The following is a 24,214-nucleotide window of genomic DNA, read 5'->3' as shown; positions in this document are numbered from 1 at the left end:
GGGGGAACCATGTACTGGCCTGGAGTCATTACGTTGTGGGCGGCTTTCCTGGCGTTTGCCGCCTCCGCCTTTTTTTACTGGCGGGCCGATCGTGGCCGTGAGGAGCTCAAAGCCTACGCCCGACAAGCCTATTACTACGGCACCTTTGCGGTGTTTTTGGCTTCAGGAATCCTCCTTTACCTCATCCTCACCCACGATTTCCGGCTTCATTACGTGTTTTCGTATTCAGACCTTTCCCTTCCCTGGTTTTACTTGGTTTCGACCTTCTGGGCTGGGCAAGAGGGTAGCTTCCTCCTTTGGATCCTTTGGGGGGCGGTCATTGGCATCTTTTTCATCCGCTTTTCCCGGCACTATGAGAACCGCGCGCTTTTGGTTTACAACCTGACCCTCCTGTCCCTCATCGCCATCTTGCTGAAGCAGTCCCCGTTCCGCTTTCTCCAAGGCCTGCCCCCGGGGCAGGTGCCGGTGGACGGTCAGGGCCTCAATCCCTTGCTGCAGAACTTCTGGATGACCATTCACCCGCCCATTATGTTCTTGGGTTACGCCGCCACCGCGGTGCCTTTTGCCCTGGCCATTGCTGCCCTTTGGAGCCGGCGCTACGAGGAGTGGGTGAAAGCCTCTCTACCCTGGGCTCTAGTGACGGTGGTGACGCTGGGTGCCGCCATCCTGCTGGGAGGCTACTGGGCTTACGTGACCTTGGGCTGGGGCGGTTACTGGGGTTGGGATCCGGTGGAAAATTCCTCTCTGGTGCCGTGGCTTACCTCTTCCGCCTTGGTTCACGGGCTTGTCCTGCAAAAAGCCCGCAACCGCTTCCGCAAGCTCAACTTCTTCTTGGCCATTGTGTCTTTTGTGTTGGTGGTGTACGCCACGTTTTTGACCCGATCGGGGGTTCTTGCCGACTTTTCGGTGCACTCCTTTGTCGATTTGGGTATCACCGGATGGCTGGTTTTCAACCTGCTGTTCTTCCTATCGCTGGGACTTGCATTTCTGTTTTGGCGGTGGCGGGAGATCCCCTCAGAAGTGGGTGAGGAGCCGTTCTTTTCCCGCACCGTGTTTTTCGTCATTGCCATTGGGGCTTTGCTAGCCACCGCCACGGTGGTGCTGGTGGGAACATCCTCCCCGCTCATTACCCGGCTGTTCACCAAGCCATCCCAGGTGGGTGCCGACTTTTACAACCGCGTCACCTTGCCGGTGGGCATCCTGCTGGCGCTGCTTTTGGGGGTGGTTCCCTACCTCCACTGGAAAGGCACCGCCAAAGAGCTTGGCCAAAGGCTCCTTTTGGCCTCAGGTGTAGCGCTTGCTGGCACTCTGGGAGCGGTAGCCTTTGGTGCGCGGGGCGTGCTGTTTTTGGTTTTCCTCTTCGTTTCCATCCTGGCTTTTGCCTCTAACCTCTTGAAGAGCATGGACGAGATGCGGCAGCGGCGTTTTCGGGCCATGGGCGGCTACCTAGCCCACGTGGGTTTGGGGCTCATGCTCACCGGCATCATTACTTCCTCGGCCTACGACAAGACGCAAAAGGTAACCCTCGCGGAGGGTCAGCCGCAAACACTTTTCGGGTACACGCTCACCTTCAAGGGCATCCGCAACGACAACCCCTTGGAAAAGGATGTGATGCTGGTGGAGGTTAAGGACAGCCAAGGGCGCCTGCGCCAGGCTCGCCCCAGGATGTTCATTAACGAGAAGACCCAGCAGCTGGTGGCCCACCCCGATGTGCTGGTGCGCCTCACCCACGACTTATACATCTCGCCAGTGGAGTACAACCCCGGCCGTCCCCCGGAAGATGCCGGCATGGTGGAGTTGGGCAAGGGCGAAAGCACCCAGCTCGGGCCGCTCTTCATTACTTTCCAGGGCTTTGACATGGGCGGTGGCCACGAAACGGGCGAGGAGCTCTCCATTGGTGCCCGATTGCAGCTCACCACTGACGGCCAAACCTATGCCCTCACGCCCAAGCTGGTCTCCAAGCCCACCGGCCTGGAAAGCCACGGGGTAGAGGTGCCCGGCCGCCCGGGCATCAAGGTGCAGTTGGTGGGGGTGAATGCCTCGGCCGGCAGGATCCGCCTGCACGTGGCGGGTATCCCCTCCGGGGTGGCCAAGCGGGCCTTCCTCAAACCGGGGCAGTCCCTGGTTTATCGCGGGGTCACCTTGACCTTTGACACGTTTGACCTCTCGGATTTCGACCCCCAGGCGGGAAAGATCAACATCGGCGCGGTTTTCAAGGCTAAAACCGCCGACGGGAAGGAGTTTGAGGTCACACCGGCGGTGAGGAGCGGCGGCCAACGCCTGGACGCGGCCCTGCCTCCCCTTTCCGGGGTTTCCATCCGCATCGGCCAAATGAACGCTGACGAAAAGCTGGTGGAGCTTTTGGTCCTTGATCCCAACGCTCCCCCGGACCCCGGTGAACCGGCCCGTTTTTCCGCAGACGTAAGCGTCAAACCCATGATTGGCCTGTTGTGGACCGGGCTGGTGGTGCTCCTGGCCGGCGGGGTGCTGGCCGCCTGGCGGCGGCAAGAGGAGTTTGCTTAAGCCGCGCCTTTTGCCTCCCGGTAAAGGCTGTATACTGGAAGAGCATGCAGGCGGGTTTCGTGCTTCCCCTTTACCCGTTGGATGGGTTCGTGCTCTTGCCGACCTTGGAGGTGGAGGTCACCCCCGTGGGGGCCGTGGCCCTTGAGGTGATCCGCCGGGCTTCAGCGCATGATGACCTGCTGGTGGCTTCCTTCTACGAGGACGAAGCGGTCCATGAGGTGGGGGTGCGGGCCCAGGTCATCCCCACGGAAAAAGGCCGGGGAAGCGTGATCTTCCGCGCCCTCAGCCGTTGCCGGCTGCGCCAGCTGGAAGCCGAGGACATCCCCATGGTGCGGGCGGAGAACTTTCCCGACACGCCGCGGCCCCTGCAACGCCAGGAGCCCCTCCGTCGCCTGTTGCTCCGTCGTTTTTCCAGGCTGTGGTGCGATGCCGACCGCGAGCTTTGCCACGGCATGCGCACCTTGAGCTTGGAAACGCTCACCTGGCGCCTGACCGCCCAGCTCCAGCTGGAGCCCAGCCAGCAGCAGGGCCTGTTAAACCTCGCCGACCCCGTGGCCCGCGGCCAGGTTTTGCTCTTGGCCCTGCGGGAGCTGGAACGAAGGCAGAGGTTTTTGCGGCCGTACATGTGGTTACGGAAAGGAGGGCAGTGGAACTAACGTGGGCAAGCTCGACCTCAACCTCGACGCCTACCGTCTCATTGCCGACCTCCTCCACCGCCTCCGGACTTCCGTGCGTGAGCGGTTGAGGGAGTTGGCGGGAGAAGCCTGGGAGGAGCGGATTCCCGAAGATTTACGGTTGTTCTTGGCTCAGCGCCGCCTGCGGGAGCAGGGGGTGAGCTGGTTTCGCACCGACAGCTGCGATCTCCTGGACTACGCGAGCTTTTCCGATCTGGCGGAAATCCTCGCCGCAAACCCCACCCTCCTGGAGCAAGTGGATTGGCTTCCCACCAGTGGCCGGGAAGCCATGCTGCGCGTGCGTTTTTTGGAGCTCGACACGGTATTTCAAAGGGTGGCCTACGCCCGGCCCATCTCCGAACTGGAGATGGAGCTCCTGGCCGGCCTGGGGGAACGCATCCGCAAGAGCTTCGAAGGTACGAGCAGGACGCCCACGCCTCCTGCACCAGCGAAAGCACAAGAAGCAAAGCCTGCCGAGGCCCCGGCAGTTGAGCGCAAAAGCCCTCCCACTCCCGCGCCTCCACCCGCTGCTCCGGAAACCCGAGCGGCGCCTGCCTCCAGCCAGGGGCTCAGCAAGGAGGCCCTGCTTCGAGCCCTAGAAACCGGCGACACCAAGAAGATCATGGCGGCCCTCTACCAGGAGGTGGTGCGCACCGCCGATGCCATCTTCAAAGAAGGCAAAGCCCCCGCTTGCCCGGTGTGGGAAACCGTGCGGGAGTCAGCTTGGTACGAGAAGAACTTTCGCCCGCTTTCCCTGGCGCCGCTTTCGCATTTTTTCGACATTGTGGAGGACACCAAAGAGCTGGCCCGCTCAGCAAGCCGCGAGGAGATCCTGGAAGCCGTGAGAAACCGGGGGTTTGCGCAAACCCTTTTGCAGCTAAAGGAGCTCTTTCAACCCTACTTGGGGGCAGCGGCTTAGAGCTCTTACAACGCAAGGCTCTTCTGTAGCTAGGAACCTGCCTTTTCGGAGAAAGGCTTGCGGGCTACCAAAAGGTAGTCCCGAGCGCCGGAAAGCCAGGCATCCAACTGCTGGAAAATAGGTCGCCACCTTTCGTCGTTCACTTGCGCGGCCAGCTGCTGCTCCGGAGGGAACGGCCGCAGCTTGCGAACCTCCACCAGCTCAAGACCCACGGCTTCCGCCACGAAGCGAGCCGCCTCCGGGTGCACGGGGCGGAGGTGGGTGGGGTCCACCCAAAACAACCCTGCCCCCACCCTGAGGGTTTCCGGGTTGGGGCTTTCCACCGCCAGGATGCCGCCCGGGCGTAGCACCCTTGCCGCGTGCTCAAAGAGCTTCATCCAGCGGGCCGCCGGGAGGTGCTCGATGAGATGGACGCAGGCCACACCACCGAGGCTCCCCTGGGGCTGCGCCGCCAGGGCTTCCAGGGCGTCCAAGACGCGGGCTTCAAGGCCCCGCCGTTGGCATTCTGCCACTGCAGCTGGATCGCTGTCCACGCCAAAGGCGGGAATTCCCGCTTTGGTGAGCGCCTCCAGCAGCTCCCCCCGGCCACAACCCAAATCCAGCACGGGGCCGGCCCCGCGGAAAACCTCCACGTACTCGGAAGCTCGGGTCAGAATTTCCTGCCGGCTCCCCCGGTGGGACTGCAAAAACCGCAGCCAGGCGCGACGGACTGCCTCCGGCAGCTCCTCCTCCCAGGGTTGCTCCAAAACCCCCACCTGCAAAGGCTCGTGGGCCAGCAGGCGGTCCACCAGGCTGCGGGTCACCGTGATCTCTTCGAAAAGCCGCTCCACCAACGCTTCAAGCCTGGCGGAAGCTGCCGGAAGCCTATGGTCGCGAATCTCCTCGCCCAGGTGCTGAACAGCCTCAAGCCCCCGTTGGAGCGCATCCACGGCCCGGGCCAGCTCCGGCATCCGGCTATCGCGAACCAACTCCAGCTCTTGCTGCAGCTGTTCATGCGCCTTTTGCAGCAACCCTTGCGTTGTTTCCACCCGGGGGAGAGCTTCGTCCCGCAGTCGGACAAGCTCCCGCTGGAGCTCGTCGAAAGCTCCCTGCAGCCCCTGGGCAGCCCGCTCCAACACCAGAAGCCGCACATCCCGTAGCTGCTCCAGCTCCCCCTGGAGCGCCAGAAAAGCCTTTTGGAAGTTGGCAAAATCCGCCTCCACCCTGGGGAGGCGTGTATCGCGGACCTCTTCAAACTCCGAGCGGGTGGCCAGGTACGCCTGGCGCAGATCGCTTAAATCGTGCTCCCGGGTTGCCCGCTCCTCTAGCAGCGCTTGGCCCAACGTGGCGAGCTGGGTTTGGCTTTCGCCGAGCTCCTCCCGTAAGCGATTCAAAGCCCGCTCCGTTTCAGCAATCCTGCCCAGCTCGTCCTTCAGCAAAAAACGAAAAGGCGCCGCCAGCAGGCGGCGCAGCTTTCCCTTCCAGCTTACTTGGCGGGAGGCTGGGCTCCCTTCCATAGGGCTAGCTCTGGCTTTCCAGAGGCTCCACGTGCACCACCAAAGGAACCGTTACATCCCGATGCAGGTGAAGCTCCACGGTGTAGGTGCCCAGCCGCTTGATGTGCTGGGGCAGCACCACCTTGCGGCGATCCACCGCAAACCCTTTGGCTTCCAGAGCCTCGGCAATATCCGAAGCGGTAACCGAACCGTAAAGGGTGTCCTCCTCCCCGGCCCGGCGCTTGAAGGTGAGCTCAACCCCGGCCAAGCGAGCGGCCAACTCACTGGCCGTGGTTTTCTCCTTCTCCTGGCGCAACTCCCAGCGCTTCTGCTCCGCCTGGAAACGAGCCAGGTTGGCCGGGGTCGCTTCGTAAGCAAGGCCCTTGGGAATCAAGTAGTTTCTGGCGTAACCCGGCTTTACCTCCAAAACTTGCCCGCGATCCCCCAAGTTCGGAACATGCTCGTTCAAAATCACCTTCATGACGAACTCCCCTCGTTATCTGACGATGGCCGCAGCCTGACAAAACTGTCAAGCAAGCCAAGACCAGCGTAAATGAACGCTATCGGCACCTGGATCCCCAAAACCACCACCGCCATCCGCACCCAGCGACTGCTGCCCCAGCGGGGACCCAAATACGCGAGAATAATAGCGGTTCCATGCACAAAGTACAAGGCTAACACGCAAGCGAGCAGGTTGGCCGCCAACCATCCCCACGCGCCGGGCGCAAAAACCCAGCCCAACCCGCCCACCACGAACCCCAAAGGAAGCCATTCCTCCGAAACGTAAGCGAGAAACGACTCACGGCCCTGGGCGAAACCCAAAAGCGGCAGCTTGGACCAAAGCAAAAGCCCAACCCCCATGACGTAAATAGCCACCAGAAAAGGGGTTAGGTAGCCAAGCATTCCCGCCACCGCCTGCAGCAACTCGGACTCCCCGAGACCCCAGAGCTTGGCCGTTTGTTGGTGGCCCAGCATCCAGCGAACCATCAACTGAGGCAGCTCCTCCGCCACCCTTTCGGGACCCAAAAACGCCGCGGCGACTGAGCTTGCCACGGCCCACGCCCCTAAGGTGAGGATTGCCAGCCAGCGGCCGGTGGACCACGGGCGCCGCTGCCAGACCTCCACGCTCACCGTGGGCCACACCGCCACCAGCAAATAACCGGTAACCGCCAGGGTCAGCCAGCTGCTGGGAGCCAAAAACGCCGCTCCCACCAGCACCACCAGCACCCAGCCCCAAGCGGCAAACGCTGGCCTCCCCAAAGCCAGCTCCCGCACCAGGGGAAGCGGAGACAAGAGCGCCACGAAGCCGCCAATTAGCGGAACCAGAAAAAGCGCGCCGTAAAAGAGAAGCGACACCACACCAGCAACAAAGGGGCCGGACCACGCCGCCCCTTTGTTTTCTCGATGTGATGTGCCTTCCATGGCTTAAGAGGAAAAAATCCCCGGGTTAGTCACCTACAAACGGCAGAAGCGCCATGATCCGCGCCCGCTTGATGGCCCGGGTGAGCTTGCGCTGGTAAATGGGGCTGGTACCGGAAACCCGGCGGGGCAGAATCTTCCCGGAAACCGGCGTGAACTGGCGCAGCAGCTCCACGTCCTTGTAGTCAATGTAATCAATGCCTTCAGCCGTGAACTTGCAAACCTTTTTGCGCTTGCTCAAGAACTTTTTCTTGGACATTAGGCCTCCTCCGTCGGTGATGCACCGACCTCACCGGCCGCCGGGGCGGGGACCGCTTCCGTCCCCTGTTCCGCAGCCTTGGCGGCTTGTTGGGCAGCGCGCGCTGCCGACAGCTTCCGAGCCCGCCGCAACTCGCGGTCGAGGTTGAGCGTCAGGTAGCGAAGCACCTCGTCGGAGAGCCGCAGCTTGTACTCCAGCGGCGCCACTGCGGTTCCCGGTGCCTCGAACTGCCAAAAGAGGTAATACCCCTCCCGCTTATGGCGGATGGGGTAAGCTAGCGTCCTCTTGCCCCATACGTCTTCCTTGACGATGGTGGCCCCTTGGGTGGCGAGGAGCTGCTTGAGCTCACCGATGAACGCTTCTCTTGCCTCGTCTTCCAAATCGGGAGTTAACACCAAACCTAACTCGTAAAGCGCCATACTATCTCCTTTCGGCCCTTCGGCCCCCTCATCCGGGGAGGGAGCAAGGAGCCTGCATATTACCACACAACGCCCAATCCGCAACGGCCCCAAAGAGGACCTTTCGCGTTTTCACTCCAGTGCGTTCCTCACGTTGAAGCGGTTGGCCGCCCGGGCCAACCCCGAAAACAACGCTTCTTCCACGCAGTCAGCCGCCCGCTGAACCATCGCTTCGGCCACCGGTTCTTCTTCCTCGGTAAAAGGCGCCAGCACGTAGGCGGCAAGGTCGCTCCACGGCTGGGCGCCCCGCACCCCCAGCCGCAGCCGCGGGAACGACTCCCCTACCGCCTCCACCACCGAGCGCAAGCCATTATGTGTACCCGGCCCGCCTCGGGAACGGAGTCGCAGCTGCCCCAGAGGGAGGTCCACGTCGTCCACAACCACCAAAACTTGAGCTGGAACCAGACCTTCCTCGCGACAGAGGGCCGCCACCGCTTGCCCCGAGCGGTTCATGTAGGTAGTGGGTTTTACTAACAGCACGCGGCGGGAGCCTGATCTCTCCGCCACCAAAGCGTAGGGTCGGGGCTTGAACGACCCGCAGCGAAAACGCCGGGCGAGCTCGTCCACCACCCGGAAGCCCACGTTGTGCCTGGTGCGTTCGTACTCCGCTCCGGGGTTGCCCAAACCCACGATCGCGGCCAGCTCCACAGGTTAGGACTCTTCCTCGCCTTCCTCGGCCTCGGCCTTGCCCCGCCGAATGACCTCGGGTTCGGCCATCTCTTCCCCCGCCGGCGCCGCAGCCAGCTCCTCTTCAGCAGCCGCAGCTCGGCCTTCGATCGTGACCAGGACCTTGTGCGGATCATCCAGGAGCTTGGCCCCTGCCGGCAGCGAAACATCGGCGGCAGTAACGTGCTGGCCAATGTGGAGCCCCGAAATATCCACCACGATCTTTTCCGGGATGGCATCGGCCGGGCACTCAATGTGCAGCGAACGACCCGTGAAGTCCAGGAACCCGCCGGCCTTGACCCCCACCGATTCCCCGGTCAACTCCACCGGCACCTCCACCCGCACGTGCTGCCCCTTCATGACCCGGATGAAGTCCAGGTGGATGTACTGCTGGGTGATGGGATCCACCTGGAAGTCCTTGAGCATGGCGTGGCGCTCCTGCTTGGTGCCCTTCATCCGCAGCAAGAAGATGGTGTTCTTGCCCTTTTCCTGGTGGAGAAGCTCGGTGACAAACTTGCGGTTCACCACCACCGGCACGGGTTCCTTGCCCCCGCCGTACACCACCGCGGGGATCAGCCCCTGGGCCCGCAGCTTGCGGCTGGCTCCCTTGCCAAAGCGTTCCCGACGCTCCACCTCGATGACCAACTCACCCATGGCACAATCCTCCTACCTGCGCCCCAAACGAGGCGGCAAAGCTTACCACAAATCCCCAGTTAAACGAAAAGGCTGGACACCGACTTGGCCTCGTGGATGCGGCGAATGGCTTCGCCCAAAAGCTCGGCCACCGAAAGCTGGCGAATCTTCGCGCATTGAGAGGCCCGCGGGCCGAGGGGGATGGTGTCGGTGACGATGACCTCCTCCACCACCGAGGCCTCGATTCGGTCCACCGCCGGTCCCGAAAGCACCGGATGCACACCTGCCGCCAGCACCCGGGCCGCCCCACGTTGATGCAACACTTCGGCCGTCTTCACCAGGGTACCTGCGGTATCAATGATGTCGTCCACAATGACGCAGGTCTTCCCCTCCACATCACCGATGATGTGCATGACCTCGGCGTGATTGGGGCTGGTGCGCCGCTTGTCCACAATGGCCAACCCGGCGTCTAACCTTTTGGCAAAGGCACGGGCCCGCTCCACCCCGCCGGCATCGGGGGACACCATCACCAGGTTAGAAAGCCCCTGCCTCTTGATTTCCTCAATGAGGACCGGGGCAGCAAACAAATGGTCCACGGGGATATTGAAAAAGCCCTGAATTTGCGCGGCGTGCAAATCCATGGTTAAGATGCGGGTCGCCCCCGCCGAAGTCAAAAGATCGCTCACCAGCTTGGCGGTGATAGGCACCCTCGGCTTATCCTTCCGGTCCTGCCGGGCATAGCCAAAGTACGGAATGACCGCCGTAATTCGCTGCGCCGAAGAACGGCGGCAGGCGTCCAGGATAATGAGCAACTCCATCAGGTTGTCGTTCACCGGCGGACAGGTGGGCTGCACTACGAATACGTCGCCGCCGCGCACGTTTTCTTCGATTTGGCAGGCGTTTTCTCCGTCGGAAAAATTAAAAAGCGCGATTCTTCCGGGGGTGATTTGCAGGTAATCGCAGATTCGCTCGGTAAGGTTCGGGTGCGCTCGACCCGAAAGCACAATCAGCGGCAGCTCCCCGTCCATCCCTCCCCCTAAACACAAGCTGGCTGGGGCGGCAGGACTCGAACCTGCACATGCGGGATCCAAAGTCCCGTGGCTTACCAATTTGCCGACGCCCCAGTCGGCGCGAGTATTGTAACGCCAAAAGCCCCACCTGTCGAGAACCCGGAATTACCTCGGGGAGCGCTCGGGCGGCAAAAACACCGCCCGTACCTCCAGATTTGCGGGTTGGTGGCACGCAGGAGTTACTTCTACCCCGGCTCAGGCAAAATAGGGCGGGGAGCAGCGGCTCCGGGGAGGCTTCATGACGCGGTGGTTTTTGGGTTTCTTGTTGCTGGCCAACGCGGTGTTTGCCGAGGAGGCAGTCTTTTCCGTGGCCCAAGCCGGTTGGGAACGCCGGCCACAGCCGGGCGGAGAGGCGGGGGTGGTGGCGCTGGAAGTTCGTTTGCAAGAAGGTTGGCACGTGAACCCTCCCAACCCATCCGACCCTTACCTCATCCCCACCCGTGTGGAGCTGCAGCTTCCCCAGGGGTGGGAAGCGGGAGAACCGCAGTTTCCACAACCGAAGAAGGTCAAGCTGGAGGTTTTTGAGCAAGCGGTGGAGCTCTTTGAGGGGAGCTTCTGGGTGAGGATCCCGGTGAAGGCTCCGGCGGGTGCCGGCGAGGTGACGCTAACCGGCTTCCTTGAAGCCCAGGCCTGCAACAACGTGAGCTGCCTGCCGCCCAAGAAGGTGGCGTTTTCGGTCCCTTGGGGTGCGATGGTAAGCCCACCGACAGCCAATACCGTGCCCTCGGCACCCGCTGGCGGCGCAGTAGCCCAAGGCTCGGTGAGCGAGCGTTTTGCTGGTGCTTCGCTTCTCTTGCAGCTTTTTCTGGTTTTTCTGGGGGGACTGGCGTTGAACCTCACGCCCTGTGTGTACCCCATTATCCCCGTGACCGTTGGGTTTTTCCTCAACCAAACCGGAAGCAGCAAGCGCACCGCTCTGCTTGCTAGCTTCTACGTGCTGGGTATGGCGGTGACCTACTCGACCCTGGGGGTGGTAGCCGCCCTCACCGGAAAACTTTTCGGTGCGGCGCTGCAATCGCCGTGGGTCACCGGCGGGATTGTGGTGGTGGTTTTGGCGCTAGCCGCCTCCATGTTTGGCCTTTGGGAGATCCGCATCCCCGCGTGGGTTTCTGGAGTAGCTGGGGCCCGCCAGGGGGTGGTGGGTTCCCTGGTGATGGGGCTGGTGGTGGGCTTGGTGGCGGCTCCTTGCATTGGGCCGTTCGTTTTGGGCCTCTTGGCCTACGTGGGGCAAAAGCAATCGGTGATGCTGGGCTTTTTGCTCTTCTTCACGTTGGCCCTGGGTCTCGGTCTTCCCTACCTTTTCCTGGCCCTTTCCACCCGCAGCCTGGAAAAACTCCCCCACTCCGGGGCGTGGATGGAAGGGGTGCGTCAGCTTTTCGGGGTGCTCCTGGTGGCCCTGGCCTTTTACTTTGCCCGTCCTTTGCTCCCCGGGGACCTCGGGGACAAGCTGTTGGCGTTAAGTCTGGTGCTCGGTGGCTTTTACCTGGCTGTCATTGCCCGACCCGGCTACGAAATTGCCGCGGTAGATCGCTTCATGCGGGCGGTGACGCTGGCTCTGGTGTTGGCGGGGGCGTGGCTTTGGCCGCACTCGGGCACCACCCCCGCACAGGAGCTTTCCTGGGAGAAGGCCAACGCGCAGGTGTTGCAGGAGGCCATTGCCCAGGGTGGACCGGTGATCGTGGATTTTTACGCCGACTGGTGTTTGCCCTGCAAGGAGCTGGATGAAAAGACCTTCTCCCGTCCGGAGGTCAAAGCCAAGCTTGCGAGCTTCCGCCGCCTCAAGGTTGACCTCACCCAAATTTCTCAAGAAACCGAGGAGCTGCGGAAGGCTTACGGGGTGGCGGGGGTTCCCACGGTGCTGTTCTTTTACCAGGGCCGCGAAGCTCAGGATCTGCGCCTCACCGGCTTCGAGGGTCCGGAGGAGTTCCTGCGCCGTGTAAGGAAGCTGGTGCCGGCGGGTTCTCCAGCGAGCTAGCCGTTTGCTTTTTGCTCCTCAGCGTTTTCCTCGCCGGCCTTCCACTCCCAAACCTTTTCGTCCTCATCAAAGGGCGGGAGGTTGGGCATGCGGCCGCGGGCGGCGTTGACCCGCCACTCCCAGAGGATGGCCCACTTGAGGTACGTTCCAAAGGCTTGCAGCATGCAAAACACCAGGCCCGCCATGCCATCGAGAAAGCCCAGTTGAAAAACGTACATGCGGATGAAGCGCCAGGTGGAACGACCAAAAACCTCAAGAAAGCCGGACCTCCTGCCGGTTTTCCACCCTTGCGCCGCTCCCCAAAAGCCGTACTTGATGATGCGGGGGAGGTACTGCTCGAAGGACTCAATCATGAAGTGCAGCATGGGGTTCTTCAGCACCGGAGCGGGCCCGCGGGTTTGCATGTCGGCGTGCACCCTCCGGTTGGGATAGCGTCCTGCGCCGCGCTTCACCAGCCGCACCACCCGGTCGTGCTGCCAGCCGGAAAAGCGGATGACCCGGTCCATAAAGTACACCCGCCTTTTGATGGTGTAAGCCTCGTACTTGGGGCCGGAAGCCAAAAGGGCCTCGATTTCCGCTTGCAGCTCCGGGGTGCAGCGCTCGTCAGCGTCAAAGATCAAGATCCACTCGTACTGGGTCTGATCCATGGCCCAGTTCTTTTGCGACGCCGAGCCGTAGTAGGGCCTTTGAAAAAAGCGCACCTTCTCGTAAGACTTGGCGATTTCCGGGGTGCGATCGGTGGAAAAGGAGTCCACCACCACGATTTCATCGCACCACAGGAGCGACTCAATGCAATCGCCGATATTTCGCTCTTCGTTGTAGGTGGTAATCACCGCGGAAATCTTCGGTCGCTGCAACTCAGGCATGAAACCCTCCGCACCCATGATAGTCGAGCAACAAGCCCACCCTAAGGGTTGCCGTTCGTGGACTCAGCTTCGCAGCCAGGTAGAGCCTGCAGCGCAACGGCGTTTGGGGCGCACACCGTGCGCCCCAAACTTTGCCGGTTTCCTTTTGCAAACCCCGGCGGTGGGAGCTTACGCCCGTTCCCGCCGGGCCGCCCACCTACATCCTGGCGACGATGGCTTCCCCAAAGCCCGAGCAGGAAACGAGGGTGGCCCCCTCCATTTGCCGGTGCAGGTCGTAGGTCACCTGCTTGTCGGCCACCGCCTTCTCCAACCCCTTCACCACCAGGTCGGCCGCTTCGGTCCAGCCCAAGTAGCGGAGCATCATCTCGCCGGAAAGGATCAGCGAGCCGGGGTTCACCTTGTCCTGGCCTGCGTACTTGGGGGCGGTGCCGTGGGTGGCCTCAAACACCGCGTGCTCGTCACCCTGGTTGGATCCCGGGGCCATGCCCAGGCCGCCCACCTGCGCTGCCAGAGCATCCGAAAGGTAGTCGCCATTGAGGTTGGGGGTGGCAATGACCGAGTACTCGGAAGGCCGCAGCAACACCTGCTGGAACATGGAGTCGGCAATGCGGTCCTTGATCACCACCTTCTTGCCGGTGGGGAGCTGGCCGTTGAATTGGCTGTATAGCTCGTCCTCGGTCAGCACCACATCGGCGAACTGCTCCTTGGCCACCTGGTAACCCCAATCGCGGAAGGCACCCTCGGTGTACTTCATGATGTTACCCTTGTGCACCAGGGTGACGGAGTCCCGGTGGTTTTCCAGGGCATAGCGGATGGCCTTCGCCACCAGGCGCTTGGAACCAAAGGGCGAAATGGGTTTGACGCCAATCCCCGACTCGGGCCGGATTTTCTTGCCCAGCTCACGCTCGATGAACGAGCGAAGCTTTTCCGCCTCGGCCGAGCCCGAGGGCCACTCGATGCCGGCGTACACGTCCTCGGTGTTTTCCCGGAAGATCACCATGTTCACATCCTGCGGCCGCTTCACCGGCGAAGGAACCCCGGGAATCCAGCGTACCGGGCGCACGCAGGCGTAAAGGTCCAACACCTGGCGCAGGGTTACGTTGAGGGAGCGGATCCCCCCACCCACAGGCGTGGTCAAAGGTCCCTTGATGGCTACCCGGAAGTACTGAATGGCCTCAACGGTTTCATCGGGGAGCCAGTTGCCCGTGAGGTTGAACGCCTTTTCCCCGGCCAACACCTCCACCCACGCGATTTTGCGCTGGCCACCGTAGGCCTTTTCCACGGCCGCATCCAGAACCCGCTTGGTGGCGCGCCAAATATCCGGCCCGGTGCCGTCCCCTTCAATGAAAGGAATGATGGGCTTATCGGGCACGGAAATCTTTTGCCCATCCCAACCAATCCTTTCCCCCCATTCTGGGATTTTGAGATTTTCAAGTCCCATCGTACCCTCCCTGGCAACTCCTGCCGCCGGGAGGTTACACGCTTGCCAGACTTTGGTCAAGATTTCACAGGCACAAAGCTGGACCGAAAGGGCAAGAGGCTGTATGGTGAAAACATGGACCTTGCACCGGTGATCATCCGCCAGCTCATTGAAAAAGCCAAACAAGCGCAAGCCCAGGCCTACGCCCCGTACTCGCGCTTTCCGGTGGGAGCCGCGATTTTAGCCGAAGACGGGCGGGTTTTTACGGGGTGCAACGTGGAAAACGCTTCCTTTGGCTTGACCATTTGTGCCGAACGCAACGCCATAGCCGCCACCGTGCTGGCCGGGGCTCGGCCGGTGGCCGTAGCCATCGTTGGCAACCAGCACGATTTGCTGCCCTGCGGCGCGTGCCGACAGGTGCTGGCGGAGTTCAACCCTGACCTGTTGGTGGTGACCCAAGACGCCAACCACAAAACCCAGGTTCGTTCCCTCCGGGAGCTGTTGCCCGGGGCGTTTACCTTGCGGGAGACCTGAAAAAGCTCACACCCCGCGCCGGCGCCGGAGGTAGCGGTAGTCGGGGATGCTGTACTCCTTGAGCTTGGCAATGAGAGCGCCCCGGGAGATGCCCAGAATCCTCGCGCCTTTGGACTGATTGCCCTTCACCTTGCGCATCACCCGGTCGATGATGAGCTGCTCCACCTTGGGCACCACCTCTTTGAGGTTGTCCGAGAGCAGGACCTCCGCACCCTCCACCCCACCGCTCTTGGCGGCCACCGTCGTCACCTGCTCGTCGCAGCGCACCATATCGCCCTCGGCGGTGGCTGCCACCAGCCGTCGCAACTCCCCCACCAGCTCCGCCATTTGCCCGGGAAAGCTCCGGGACAGCAGCGCGTTCAGGCACTCCACGGTAATGCCGCGCACGTTTTTCCCTTGCTCTGCCGCCACCTGTCGCAACAGGGAAGCGACAATCAAGGGCAAATCCTCCTTGCGTTCCTCTAGGCGTGGCACCCGCAGCATGCGCGAGGAAAACACCATGAACAAAGCCGAAGACAGCTTGCCCTGCTGTACCAAAGCCAGTGGATCCTCGCCGCAGGTCACCACCCACCGGGTGCTGGTGGACGACAATGGCTGCTGGGCCTGGGTTTTGACCACACCCACCAGCTCCACCTGAATGGGTTCCGGCAAAAGCTCGGCGTTGCGAACCACCAAAAGGCCGCCCCGCGCCTCGCCCACCAAGCCACCCATGGTTCCGGTAAAGGTGGGTTTGCCCGATGGGCCAAAGAGCTCCTGCCGCAGAACCTCCAGAGAGGCGTCGCGGCCCTCAAAAATCACCACCCGACGACCGGCCACCGGCTCCAAGGTGGCCAAAATGCGGGCGGTTTCCGTACGCCCCGACCCGGGAGCCCCACAAATCAAAACTGGCTCCAGACCGCGGGCCGCTTGCAGAAGACCATCGCGCAGCACCTGGATGGCCTGCGAGGTGCCCGGGAGCAGCATCTCCAGGCGGTGGCGTGCCTCCAGCTCCCAGCTGGTGAAGCTTGAGTCCATGCGCTCCACCTGCTCCCAGAAGAGCCCCAGAAGCCGCGCGGCTTCCGCCACCAGCGCCACGCCTTCATCACCCAACGCCCCCACCGGTCGGGCCAAAAGCAGCGCCACCAGGGAGCCCGTGGGCGTTCGCACGGCCACAAAGGCGGTACCGCCATCCTTCGCTCCGTCCTGAATCACAAACTTGCCCGGAGTCGCCAGCTCCCGGAGAATTGCCGCCGGTACGTTGGGCAGCTCCCCACTCCACAGGGAAGCCAACACCACCCCTTCGGCTGCCGGTCCCCCTCCTTCCCGGGGAATCACCAAGGCAAATTCTGCCTCCCCTACCGCCTCGCGCAGGATGGCGATGAGCTGATGGGTGCGGTCCGGCCGACTTTGGGCAAAAAGCTCCAAAAGCCGCATGCGAGCCTGGGCAAACCCTCCAGGCTCCGGACGCACCACCACCGACTCGGCGGTGGGCTGAGCCGGGGCTTTGATCGGTCGCGGGGGCTCCTCCTCGGTCAAGGCCACTTCACCGCCAACCATGCCCCGGAAAACCAGGGTCACGGTGCCCAAACGCAATCGGTCGCCGGGGTTAAGAACCCCTCGGGAGCGGCGCTCACCGTTTAACACCACCATTTGCCGTTCGGCGGTCACAAAGGTGAAGGCCTCCCCGCTGCGCTGAATGATCAAATGACGATCACCAACGCCTGGGCCGGTGACCACCACATCGTTGCTGGGTGCGGAACCCACAGCAATTTTCGTCTTCTGCAAACGGTAGGTTAGTGTGGCCCCGTTTTCCGATTCAACTGAAAGCAAGAGCATTTTGATGCCCTCCGTTCATCGCCGTGCTATTTTGTATCACATTCGATAGCCTGAGTGCAAGTACCCCCTCCGGGATGTAAAACAAAAAACTGAAAGCAAACAGATTGGCACATTCTGTTAACAATATGGTCACACTATGGGGTCCCCGATCCAGTAACGTTCAAAACCCATTCGGCCAGGCGCGGCATGTGCTGGTAAAAGCGCGCAAAAAAGGCAGCTTGCCAGGGGATCACTTTGCTTCCCCCTCCCCGCTCCAAAACCCGAAGCAGGGTCCTTGCCACTTTTTCGGGTTTCAAAATGGGAACAGCCAGACGCGCCAAAGGGGGGAGCTTGCGGTGGGGCACCCCGTCCACGATCATACCGGTGGCCACAGGACCCGGACACACCCAGCCCACAGCAATGCCCGTGCCGCGCAAATCCAGCTTGAGGCAAGAAAGGTAGGCGTTGATGGCGGCCTTGCTGGCCGCGTAAACACCACCCCCTCGGTAGGGGATAAGGGCTGAAAGGGAGCTCACCACCCCAACGGCGGAGGGATTGTGCTGCCGGAGATAGGGAACCGCCGAGCGGATGGTGTTGACCACCCCCAGGAAGTTCACGGAAACAACACGCCCCACCTCCTCTGGAGAGGCCCGCCACCCTTCTCCGTGGAAACCCACCCCGGCGTTGGCAACCACCACCTGCCAGCGGCCCAGCCAGGACGCCGCTTGCTGCGCCAGATCGTCCATAGCCTGGGCGTCGGCCACGTCCCCCGCAAACACCGCTGCTTCTCCACCCACGCCCCGGACTTCCCGGGCCACCAGCTCCAGCTCATCCGGGTTGCGGCTCACCAAAGCCACTCGACAGTGACGGCGGCCAAGCTCTAGCGCCAACGCCTTGCCGATGCCGCGACTCGCTCCGGTCACAAGGACACCCACTGCACGTATGCGCATGGCGGAATCTTGGCACAACGCCTCTGTTATATTCAACGGCGATGCGTATTGGTGCGCTTTCCGTTGACCCGCCGTTGCTGCTGGCCCCCATGGCCGGCATCACCGACCGTGACTTCCGCCTGCTGATCCGGAGGCTGGGTGGTTGCGGTTTGGTGAGCATGGAGTTTATTTCGGCGGTGGGACTTCTGAAGGAAAAGCCCAGCACCCTCCGCATGCTTCACTTCGTGGAGGAAGAGCGCCCCATTGCCATCCAAATTTACGGCTCGGATCCCGAGACCATGGCCGAAGCGGCTTCCCAGGTGGAGGCCATGGGGGCGGATGTGTGCGACATCAACATGGGCTGCCCGGCCAACAAGGTGCTCAAGGGCTGTGCGGGGGCAGCCCTCACCGGCGATCCTGAACTGGCCCGTCGCATCGTCCGGGAGGTGCGCAAGCGCATCCGCATCCCGCTTACCGTAAAGTTCCGGCTGGGGGTGCGTTCAGACCGGCTCACCTACCTGGAGCTGGGGCGCATCTTTCAGGACGAAGGCGTAAATGCCATCACCCTCCACCCCCGCACCGCCAAGCAAATGTTCACCGGGCAAGCGGATTGGAGCGCCATTGCGCGGCTGGTGGAAACCGTTTCCATTCCCGTGATTGGCAACGGGGATGTGAAAACGCCTGAAGACGCCCTCCGCATGTTCCGCGAAACCGGCTGTCAGGGCGTGATGATTGGGCGGGCCGCCCTCCTTAACCCCTGGATCTTCCGCCAGACCGCCGATTTGCTGGCCGGTCGGCAACCCCAGGAGCCCACCCTGGAGGACAGGTACCGGCTCATGCGCCAGCATTTTTCCTGGGTTTTGCAGCGAGAAGACGCAAAAACCGCTCTCCACAAGCTCAAGACCTTCGTGGGTTGGTACACCCACGGCCTCCCCCACGGCCGCCGTTTACGGTGCCAGCTTTCCCAGCTGCAGAGCGCCGAGGACATCATGGCCTCTGTGGACGCCTTTTTCACGGCGCAAATGGAGGGGGCGTGAGCAAGCTCCCCCAGCCCATTCCCCGCCAGGCCCTGCGGGACCTGCTCCCCGACGTTCCCGAAACCGTGTTCAGCGAGGAGTTCACCCGGGCCTGTGAGGTTTTGGACGCCTTCGTGGGGGACTGCCTTCGCTTTTTGGTGCACGAGCTCTCTCTGGGCGGGTTTGCGGGAACGGCCGAGGATTTTGCCCGCTTGCGGAGGCACTCACCCCACGGCCTGGCCCTGTCCCGCTGGCTTTTCGACTGCCTGCGCCTTTACGGGCTTGCTGAGGAGCAAGACGGCATCGTGCACGTACCCGCCATCGTGCCGAGGGTTGACCTGGAAGCTGCCTTTGCCGCAGCAGTGGCGGCCAGCCCCCAAGCGGAGCCGGCCATGGCGGTGCAGAAGCTGGCCACCCAGGCGCTTCCTGACGTGCTGGCAGGAAAAACCACCGGCGAGGAAGCCCTCTTTTCCTTAAGCCAGCTGGATTTGTGGTTTTCCTACTTTTCTAACCGCAACATTCACTACGCCCCCACCAACGCTCTGGCCGCCCTGGCCCTGGCCCGCGCCGTGGGCCCTCAGGCGCGCCTCCTGGAGCTGGGGGGTGGCGGTGGGAGCGCCGCTGAGGCGGCTTTGATAGCTCTTTGGGATGCCGGCAAACCCCCGGCCCTTTACGTCTTTACCGAGGTGCACCCGGCTTTCCTGCGCCGGGGCAGCCGCTTGGTCCGCCAGCTTCTGCCTGAAGGTTGCCAACTGGAGGCTCGGCCTTACGACATCGAGCTTGCCCCCGAAGAGCAAGGGCTTCCCGGAGTGCTTTTTGACGCGGTTTTTGCGGTGAACGTCCTGCATTTGGCCAGCGACGTGGTTTTGGCTCTTCAACGCTTGCGCACCCTGCTTGCCCCCGGTGGGGCTTTGGTCCTGGGGGAGCTGATGCGCCCCAGCTTTCAAGCGCCGGTGCATCTGGAGCTGCCGTTTTTGCTGCTCAAAAGCTACCAGCAGGCCAAGAACCAGGACGGCATCCGCAGCCGCCCGGGGTTTTTGTGTCAACAGGGCTGGCAAAACGCCCTCCGTGCGGCAGGGTTTGGCGATGCCATGGTGCTCCCCGCAACCCTGGACCGCTGCCTTGCCCTTTACCCCGGCTTTTACTGCGCCGCCCTCGTCGCCCGTTAGTGCCGCACCCGCACCCGGTACGCCAAGGCACTCTGCCCATGAGCGGGCACCGGCACCGAAAACACCACCACAAAAGCCGAGCGTTTCTGATAGGGGTGCGAATGGGAAAGCATTTCCCAATCGCCGCCGATGCTTTCTTCCACCTCCACGGTAATGGGCTCCTCCTTGTGGTTGCGAAGCCGCACTTCAAAAGCGCTTTCCGTGACCTTATCAAAAGACCGAAAGTCCGTTTGTACCCGCTCAGCGACCACATCAAAGGCCGTGCCTATTTCTAACTTGACGGTTTCGTCTTTGGGGGTGTGTTCGATCCGGTCTTCCCCCATGAACTGCTCGACCCCGCGGCTATCCCGCTGGTACACGCGCACGGTCCCCGCCGGCAGCGGCAAACCCAAGCCGTTGGCGGCGGTGTTGGCCATCTCCAGCTTCACCCGTACCGGCTCGCGGTGGAGGTCCTGCCGCGACCAAAAGTAGTAAGGAAAGCCGGCAACCACAAAGTGCTTGACGGCCTTCACCCCGGAAGCTTGCAGCAATGAAACCTGCTTGTCCTGGCGGTCGAGGATCGTGGTGGGGCGCTCCAGCGTGTAAAGGTGGTACTCCCCCAGGGCTTCTTCTGCCATCCCGGGGGCTTTGGCCATCATTTTTTCGGCCATCACCGCTTCCCGGGGCCGCTCTTCCCGCACCACGTGCACTTCCCCGGCAACCAGCTGCAGCTTGGCTTCCGGGTAAGACGCCCCGGAGTTGTTGGAAAGGGTCACCCACCCGGTAAGGGCCCCTTTCTCCCCCTGTTGGTCCAGGCTCAACACGTAGTCGGCCCGCCAGGTGATGCCTTCGGTGAGGTAGGTGGCCTGCACCGTGCGCGGTCCCGCCTTCTGGCTTTGCAAAAGCCAAACCAGCGTGGGTTTTTCCCGCAGGTAAGGCGGCACCGAGTCAAAAACCAGCTCCCGGTAGGCTGGGTTGGCCACGATGCGATCACCCACCCGCCACACCGTGCCGTTTTCCACAGACAAAAGCGTGGCGCGGATTTCCTGTCGCACGGTTCCGGGGCCGTCCAGGCGCGGCTCTTCCCGCACCAAAGTCACTTCCTTGCCCAAGAACTTGGTCAAAAGCGTTTTGGGAGAAAGCAGGTCGTACTCGTAGTTTTGCTCCAGCACCACGGTGTCATCGGCCATGAACGCCACGGTTTGCGGCATCACTTTGGCAGCAATGTCGCGGTATTCGAGCTTGACCACGCCGGAGGGCAACACCACCGGCCGGCTGTCCCGCACCAGGGCCCGACCCACGTTGTACACCGTAAGCGACAGCGTCTGCCCCCCATCGGCAGTGGAAATGACGGTAGGGGGCTCCGCCGACCAAGCTAAACCCAGGCACACGCCACCGGTCAAAGCAGCGGAAAAAAGCCAACGGAGCTTCATGGCTACCTCCTGGGTTCCATTGTAAGCGCGATGGTTCCGGAAGTCCCCGAGATGACGGTGCCGATGACCGCCGCGTGGGGCAACTTTTCCAAAAGCTCTTTTGCACTTTGGGCAGGCACGGCGGCCAAAAGCCCACCGGAGGTTTGAGGGTCGCAGAGGATCAAGGCCCACTCCTCGGGGATGAGCTCCCAGCCGCTCACCCGTTCGCCCACCCAAGCCCGGTTGGCCTTCAGCCCCCCCGCCACGGCTTTAGCGCAAGCAGCTTCCATGGCTCCAGGCAGCAACGGCACCGCGGAAGCCCAGAGCTCGAAAGCCACACCTGACGCCTTAGCCATCTCTAGCGCATGGCCCAGTAAGCCAAAGCCAGTGACGTCGGTGAGGGCATGAGCGTGCTCGCGCAGCACCCGGGAGGCTTGCAGATTGGACTCTTTCATGGAAGCCACCAGCGGCTGCAGGAACTCCTCAGGCATTTGCCCGCGCTTGAGCCAGGTGGAAAGCAAACCGGTGCCCAAAGGCTTGGTGAGAACCAAGAGGTCCCCCGGTTGGGCTCCCGCCTTGGTCAAGAACCGCCTGGGGTGGACCGTGCCGGTGACCGCCAGGCCGTAAAAGATCTCAGGAGAGCGAACGGTGTGCCCGCCCAAAAGCACCACGCCTTCCCGCGCGCAAGCTTGGGCACCGCCGCGGAAGATATCCCCGAGCACCGAAAGCGGCACCACATCCGGGGCAAACCCCGCCACTGCAAGAGCGGAAAGAGGCTCACCACCCATGGCGTAGATGTCCGAAAGCGCGTTGACAGCGGCGATAAACCCAAAGTCTTCGCCGTCATCCACGATGGGGGTGAAGAAGTCCACGGTCTGCACCAGCGCCAGGTCCGGATTAAGCTCGATGATTCCCGCGTCGTCCAGGCGGTCACCGCCCACCAGGACCCGGGGGTCCGAAGGGAAGGAAAGCTGCGCCAGAGCCTGGGCCAGGTCCGCCGGACCCAGCTTAGCCGCTCAACCGGCACAGCTCACCATTTCCGTAAGCTTGAAGATCTCCTCCCGCGTCACGGGGGCATGCTAGCACGCCCAACGGACGGGCTTTGGTTTCCGTAGTCTCCTCGGAGGGAGAAATGACCGACCGCACCACAAGCCCGCAAGCACCGGCGCTGGAGCTCATGCTGGCGGCGCTGACCCTTTTGCTTCTGGTTTCCGCCATCCTCTAGACCCCCGGCCAAAGCCCTGGCAAAGTGCGCTAGCATGCCCAAGGAGGGGCGCATGGATCTAGCGCAACTTCGGGACGCCATTGCCGATGTGGATCGCGCGCTTTTGGAGCTCTTGCGCCGGCGCATGGATTTGGCCGCCCAGGTGGGACAGGTAAAGGCAGCACAGGGGCTCCCGGTGGTGGTGCGGGACGTGGAGGACCGGGTCCTCACCCGCGCCCGCCAGCACGCGGAAGCCTGCGGTGTTTCCCCGGAAATCATGGAGGCCATTTTTGCCGCGGTCATCCGCGGCTCGGTGGAGCGCCAGCACCGGGTGGGTGTGGAGCTGCGGCGCCAGCGCGGCCAGAAGGTCTTGGTAGTGGGGGGGGCGGGGGCCATGGGTGGGTGGTTCCGCCATTTTTTGTCGCTGGTGGGGCACCAGGTGGAAGCCCTGGACCCCGCCTGGAGCCCGGTGCCCCCTTCCGAGGGGCTTTACACGCGCTTGGCTGACGTGCCGCTTTCCCAGTACGCCTTCATCATCGTTGCCGTGCCCTTAGACCGCACTCCCGCGGTGCTTTCGGAAATCGTTGGCCTGCGTCCTCCGGGTTTGGTGGTGGAAATTGCCTCCATCAAGTCCCATCTGGAAGAAGCGCTGCGGGAAGCGGAGGAAACGGGGGTACGGGTGGCCTGTCTCCATCCCATGTTTGGGCCCGGCAAATCCCCTTACCAGTCGCTCACCTTTGTCCTTGCCTGCCGCCGGGAGCCCGAGCTGGAGCAGCAAACGATCCTGCCGCTTTTGCAGCACCCTTACACCCACGTGATCCCCGTGCCCTTCCCCCACCACGACCGGCTCATGGGTTGGCTTCTGGGGCTGGCGCACCTCACCGGTATGCTCTTTGGCCGCGCTCTTGCCGCTTCCGGCTTGGACCCCCGGGAGCTGGCCGCTTGCGCCTCCACCACCTTCGAACGCCAGGCCGCCACCGCCGCTTCGGTGTTGTCCGAGGATCCCGACCTGTACCTGGACATCCAACGCTTGAACCCCCACCGCCATCAGGTTTACGAGGCCACGAGAAAAAGCCTGGAGGAGCTGGTCAAGCTGGTGGAAGCCGGGGACCGCGAAGGGTTCCGTCAGCTCATGCAGGAAGCCAGGCAGGCCCTCCCGGAGCTCAACGGTCGGCCATGAAGGCGCGCCACCTGGCCGAGTACGCCGGGCTTTGGCTTTTGGCCCTTTTCTTTCGCGCTCTCCCGCGCCCCTGGGCCCTGGCCCTGGGAGCAGTGGTGGGGCAGGTGGGCTGGTGGCTGCGAATTCGCCGGCAGCTGGTGTTTGCCAACCTGGAAATAGCTTTTCCTGAACTTTCGTTGCGGGAACGCCAACGTTTAGCGGCTGCCGCCGCCCGCAACTTTGGCCGCACGGTGGCGGAGTTCGTGCGCTTTGCCGGGCGGGACCGCCGGCGGGTGGGGGAGCTGGTAGCGGTGCAAGGCGAACAGGAGCTCAGGGAGGCTCTGGCCCAGGGGAAAGGCGCCGTCGTGGTCACCGCCCACCTGGGGGCCTGGGCCCTGTACGTCACCGCCCTGGCGGCCCGGGGTATCCCCTGCGCCCTGCTGGTGGGACGCCAGCACAACCCCTACGTGGACCGCTTCATCCTCGGCATCCCCGGGGACGCGGTGAAATTCATCTCCAAGGGGCGCACCGCCCCGCGGGAAATCCTCAAATCGCTGCAGGAAGGACGGGTGGTGGTGATGGTGGCGGATCAGGACGCCGGTCCCCGGGGCACCTTTGCCCCGTTTTTTGGCAGGCCGGTTTCCACCTTGCCGCTGCCGGG

At 62.6% G+C, this 24,214-nt stretch carries 23 protein-coding genes and 1 tRNA gene; 9 read left to right on the top strand and 15 right to left on the bottom strand.

Annotation, left to right across the window (positions count from 1 at the left end; translation table 11 throughout):
- The first annotated feature begins 9 nt into the window (after window positions 1-9).
- Genes EG19_RS01550 through EG19_RS01540 form a run of 3 tightly spaced genes read left to right on the top strand, consistent with a single transcriptional unit; the run spans window position 10 to window position 4,116 of the window.
- Complete coding sequence (locus tag EG19_RS01550) at window positions 10-2,523, top strand: heme lyase CcmF/NrfE family subunit (protein ID WP_053334746.1); 2,514 nt, start codon at window positions 10-12, stop codon at window positions 2,521-2,523.
- Between the two features lie 44 nt (window positions 2,524-2,567).
- Window positions 2,568-3,179 carry an LON peptidase substrate-binding domain-containing protein gene (locus tag EG19_RS01545; protein WP_038046659.1) on the top strand — a complete coding sequence of 204 codons (612 nt, stop codon included), beginning with the start codon at window positions 2,568-2,570 and terminating at the stop codon, window positions 3,177-3,179.
- A gap of 1 nt (window position 3,180) precedes the next feature.
- Window positions 3,181-4,116 carry a hypothetical protein gene (locus EG19_RS01540; RefSeq protein WP_038046656.1) on the top strand — a complete coding sequence of 312 codons (936 nt, stop codon included), beginning with the start codon at window positions 3,181-3,183 and terminating at the stop codon, window positions 4,114-4,116.
- Between the two features lie 29 nt (window positions 4,117-4,145).
- Here the strand turns inward: EG19_RS01540 and EG19_RS14240 are convergent, their stop codons facing one another.
- The 9 genes from EG19_RS14240 to EG19_RS01495 all read right to left on the bottom strand — a co-directional run bounded on the left by EG19_RS14240 (window position 4,146) and on the right by EG19_RS01495 (window position 10,150).
- Window positions 4,146-5,612: a class I SAM-dependent methyltransferase gene (locus tag EG19_RS14240; protein WP_053334745.1), complete on the bottom strand. Its 1,467-nt coding sequence runs from the start codon at window positions 5,610-5,612 to the stop codon at window positions 4,146-4,148.
- Between the two features lie 4 nt (window positions 5,613-5,616).
- Window positions 5,617-6,072, bottom strand: coding sequence for a 50S ribosomal protein L9 (gene rplI, locus EG19_RS01530; RefSeq protein ID WP_038046655.1), 456 nt, complete (start codon window positions 6,070-6,072; stop codon window positions 5,617-5,619).
- Window positions 6,069-7,013 (bottom strand): YybS family protein, encoded by a 945-nt coding sequence (locus EG19_RS01525; RefSeq protein WP_152543843.1) that lies wholly within the window; start codon window positions 7,011-7,013, stop codon window positions 6,069-6,071. Before EG19_RS01525 ends, rplI begins: the two co-directional genes overlap by 4 nt.
- Before the next feature lie 25 nt (window positions 7,014-7,038).
- Window positions 7,039-7,269 carry a 30S ribosomal protein S18 gene (gene rpsR, locus EG19_RS01520; protein ID WP_038046653.1) on the bottom strand — a complete coding sequence of 77 codons (231 nt, stop codon included), beginning with the start codon at window positions 7,267-7,269 and terminating at the stop codon, window positions 7,039-7,041.
- A complete protein-coding gene (rpsF, locus tag EG19_RS01515) occupies window positions 7,269-7,688 on the bottom strand; it encodes a 30S ribosomal protein S6 (protein WP_053334744.1) in 420 nt (139 codons plus the stop codon). Before rpsF ends, rpsR begins: the two co-directional genes overlap by 1 nt.
- 111 nt (window positions 7,689-7,799) lie before the next feature.
- Window positions 7,800-8,369, bottom strand: a complete 570-nt coding sequence (gene pth, locus EG19_RS01510) for an aminoacyl-tRNA hydrolase (RefSeq protein WP_038046719.1) — start codon at window positions 8,367-8,369, stop codon at window positions 7,800-7,802.
- Window positions 8,370-8,378: 9 nt separating this feature from the next.
- Window positions 8,379-9,047: a 50S ribosomal protein L25/general stress protein Ctc gene (locus tag EG19_RS01505; RefSeq protein WP_038046652.1), complete on the bottom strand. Its 669-nt coding sequence runs from the start codon at window positions 9,045-9,047 to the stop codon at window positions 8,379-8,381.
- 59 nt (window positions 9,048-9,106) lie between these two features.
- Window positions 9,107-10,054 carry a ribose-phosphate diphosphokinase gene (locus tag EG19_RS01500; protein ID WP_038046650.1) on the bottom strand — a complete coding sequence of 316 codons (948 nt, stop codon included), beginning with the start codon at window positions 10,052-10,054 and terminating at the stop codon, window positions 9,107-9,109.
- Window positions 10,055-10,074: 20 nt separating this feature from the next.
- Window positions 10,075-10,150, bottom strand: a tRNA-Gln gene (locus EG19_RS01495).
- A gap of 184 nt (window positions 10,151-10,334) precedes the next feature.
- Between EG19_RS01495 and EG19_RS01490 the strand changes: the two genes are divergently transcribed.
- On the top strand, window positions 10,335-12,071 hold the full coding sequence (locus EG19_RS01490; RefSeq protein WP_053334743.1) for a protein-disulfide reductase DsbD family protein: 1,737 nt from the start codon (window positions 10,335-10,337) through the stop codon (window positions 12,069-12,071).
- Here EG19_RS01490 and EG19_RS01485 read toward each other — a convergent pair.
- Window positions 12,068-12,937 (bottom strand): glycosyltransferase family 2 protein, encoded by an 870-nt coding sequence (locus EG19_RS01485; RefSeq protein ID WP_053334742.1) that lies wholly within the window; start codon window positions 12,935-12,937, stop codon window positions 12,068-12,070. The genes EG19_RS01490 and EG19_RS01485 overlap by 4 nt on opposite strands.
- 196 nt (window positions 12,938-13,133) lie before the next feature.
- Window positions 13,134-14,378 carry an isocitrate dehydrogenase (NADP(+)) gene (gene icd, locus EG19_RS01480; protein WP_038046648.1) on the bottom strand — a complete coding sequence of 415 codons (1,245 nt, stop codon included), beginning with the start codon at window positions 14,376-14,378 and terminating at the stop codon, window positions 13,134-13,136.
- Window positions 14,379-14,492: 114 nt separating this feature from the next.
- Between icd and EG19_RS01475 the strand changes: the two genes are divergently transcribed.
- Window positions 14,493-14,891: a cytidine deaminase gene (locus EG19_RS01475; RefSeq protein ID WP_038046715.1), complete on the top strand. Its 399-nt coding sequence runs from the start codon at window positions 14,493-14,495 to the stop codon at window positions 14,889-14,891.
- A gap of 6 nt (window positions 14,892-14,897) precedes the next feature.
- Here the strand turns inward: EG19_RS01475 and EG19_RS01470 are convergent, their stop codons facing one another.
- Window positions 14,898-16,655, bottom strand: coding sequence for a sigma 54-interacting transcriptional regulator (locus EG19_RS01470; protein ID WP_235208685.1), 1,758 nt, complete (start codon window positions 16,653-16,655; stop codon window positions 14,898-14,900).
- Window positions 16,656-16,840: 185 nt separating this feature from the next.
- Window positions 16,841-17,635 carry an SDR family NAD(P)-dependent oxidoreductase gene (locus EG19_RS12165; protein ID WP_081799829.1) on the bottom strand — a complete coding sequence of 265 codons (795 nt, stop codon included), beginning with the start codon at window positions 17,633-17,635 and terminating at the stop codon, window positions 16,841-16,843.
- Between the two features lie 41 nt (window positions 17,636-17,676).
- Here EG19_RS12165 and dusB point away from each other — a divergent pair, with 41 nt between their 5' ends.
- Window positions 17,677-18,651, top strand: coding sequence for a tRNA dihydrouridine synthase DusB (gene dusB, locus EG19_RS01460; RefSeq protein ID WP_038046645.1), 975 nt, complete (start codon window positions 17,677-17,679; stop codon window positions 18,649-18,651).
- Complete coding sequence (locus EG19_RS01455; RefSeq protein WP_038046643.1) at window positions 18,648-19,799, top strand: class I SAM-dependent methyltransferase; 1,152 nt, start codon at window positions 18,648-18,650, stop codon at window positions 19,797-19,799. The genes dusB and EG19_RS01455 overlap by 4 nt, the downstream gene beginning before the upstream one ends.
- On the opposite strand, the gene EG19_RS01450 is transcribed toward EG19_RS01455, so the two are convergent.
- Both EG19_RS01450 and selD read right to left on the bottom strand, forming a co-directional pair.
- Window positions 19,796-21,211 (bottom strand): DUF4139 domain-containing protein, encoded by a 1,416-nt coding sequence (locus EG19_RS01450; protein ID WP_038046640.1) that lies wholly within the window; start codon window positions 21,209-21,211, stop codon window positions 19,796-19,798. The genes EG19_RS01455 and EG19_RS01450 overlap by 4 nt on opposite strands.
- A 2-nt stretch (window positions 21,212-21,213) precedes the next feature.
- Window positions 21,214-22,227 carry a selenide, water dikinase SelD gene (gene selD / locus EG19_RS01445; RefSeq protein WP_081799839.1) on the bottom strand — a complete coding sequence of 338 codons (1,014 nt, stop codon included), beginning with the start codon at window positions 22,225-22,227 and terminating at the stop codon, window positions 21,214-21,216.
- Window positions 22,228-22,467: 240 nt separating this feature from the next.
- On the opposite strand from selD, the gene EG19_RS01440 reads away from it, so the two are divergent.
- On the top strand, window positions 22,468-23,574 hold the full coding sequence (locus EG19_RS01440) for a prephenate dehydrogenase/arogenate dehydrogenase family protein (RefSeq protein WP_038046638.1): 1,107 nt from the start codon (window positions 22,468-22,470) through the stop codon (window positions 23,572-23,574).
- Window positions 23,571-24,214, top strand: a 644-nt coding sequence (locus EG19_RS01435) for a lysophospholipid acyltransferase family protein (protein ID WP_038046636.1), incomplete at its 3' end; no start/stop codon positions are given. The genes EG19_RS01440 and EG19_RS01435, both read left to right, overlap by 4 nt.

The sequence above is a fragment of the Thermoanaerobaculum aquaticum genome (assembly GCF_000687145.1).
Lineage (GTDB): Bacteria > Acidobacteriota > Thermoanaerobaculia > Thermoanaerobaculales > Thermoanaerobaculaceae > Thermoanaerobaculum > Thermoanaerobaculum aquaticum.
The sequence above is the reverse complement of the archived record's forward strand: the minus strand, read 5'-3'. Positions and strand labels throughout refer to the sequence as shown.

Excerpts from the sequence above, each read along its gene's own strand:
- EG19_RS01550 (WP_053334746.1), top strand. The coding sequence starts at position 10 with ATGTACTGGCCTGGAGTCATTACGTTGTGGGCGGCTTTCCTGGCGTTT.
- EG19_RS01545 (WP_038046659.1), top strand. The coding sequence starts at position 2,568 with ATGCAGGCGGGTTTCGTGCTTCCCCTTTACCCGTTGGATGGGTTCGTG.
- EG19_RS14240 (WP_053334745.1), bottom strand. The coding sequence starts at position 5,612 with ATGGAAGGGAGCCCAGCCTCCCGCCAAGTAAGCTGGAAGGGAAAGCTG.
- rplI (WP_038046655.1), bottom strand. The coding sequence starts at position 6,072 with ATGAAGGTGATTTTGAACGAGCATGTTCCGAACTTGGGGGATCGCGGG.
- EG19_RS01525 (WP_152543843.1), bottom strand. The coding sequence starts at position 7,013 with ATGGAAGGCACATCACATCGAGAAAACAAAGGGGCGGCGTGGTCCGGC.
- rpsR (WP_038046653.1), bottom strand. The coding sequence starts at position 7,269 with ATGTCCAAGAAAAAGTTCTTGAGCAAGCGCAAAAAGGTTTGCAAGTTC.
- rpsF (WP_053334744.1), bottom strand. The coding sequence starts at position 7,688 with ATGGCGCTTTACGAGTTAGGTTTGGTGTTAACTCCCGATTTGGAAGAC.
- EG19_RS01505 (WP_038046652.1), bottom strand. The coding sequence starts at position 9,047 with ATGGGTGAGTTGGTCATCGAGGTGGAGCGTCGGGAACGCTTTGGCAAG.
- EG19_RS01500 (WP_038046650.1), bottom strand. The coding sequence starts at position 10,054 with ATGGACGGGGAGCTGCCGCTGATTGTGCTTTCGGGTCGAGCGCACCCG.
- EG19_RS01490 (WP_053334743.1), top strand. The coding sequence starts at position 10,335 with ATGACGCGGTGGTTTTTGGGTTTCTTGTTGCTGGCCAACGCGGTGTTT.
- EG19_RS01485 (WP_053334742.1), bottom strand. The coding sequence starts at position 12,937 with ATGCCTGAGTTGCAGCGACCGAAGATTTCCGCGGTGATTACCACCTAC.
- icd (WP_038046648.1), bottom strand. The coding sequence starts at position 14,378 with ATGGGACTTGAAAATCTCAAAATCCCAGAATGGGGGGAAAGGATTGGT.
- EG19_RS01475 (WP_038046715.1), top strand. The coding sequence starts at position 14,493 with ATGGACCTTGCACCGGTGATCATCCGCCAGCTCATTGAAAAAGCCAAA.
- EG19_RS12165 (WP_081799829.1), bottom strand. The coding sequence starts at position 17,635 with ATGCGCATACGTGCAGTGGGTGTCCTTGTGACCGGAGCGAGTCGCGGC.
- dusB (WP_038046645.1), top strand. The coding sequence starts at position 17,677 with ATGCGTATTGGTGCGCTTTCCGTTGACCCGCCGTTGCTGCTGGCCCCC.
- EG19_RS01450 (WP_038046640.1), bottom strand. The coding sequence starts at position 21,211 with ATGAAGCTCCGTTGGCTTTTTTCCGCTGCTTTGACCGGTGGCGTGTGC.
- EG19_RS01440 (WP_038046638.1), top strand. The coding sequence starts at position 22,468 with ATGGATCTAGCGCAACTTCGGGACGCCATTGCCGATGTGGATCGCGCG.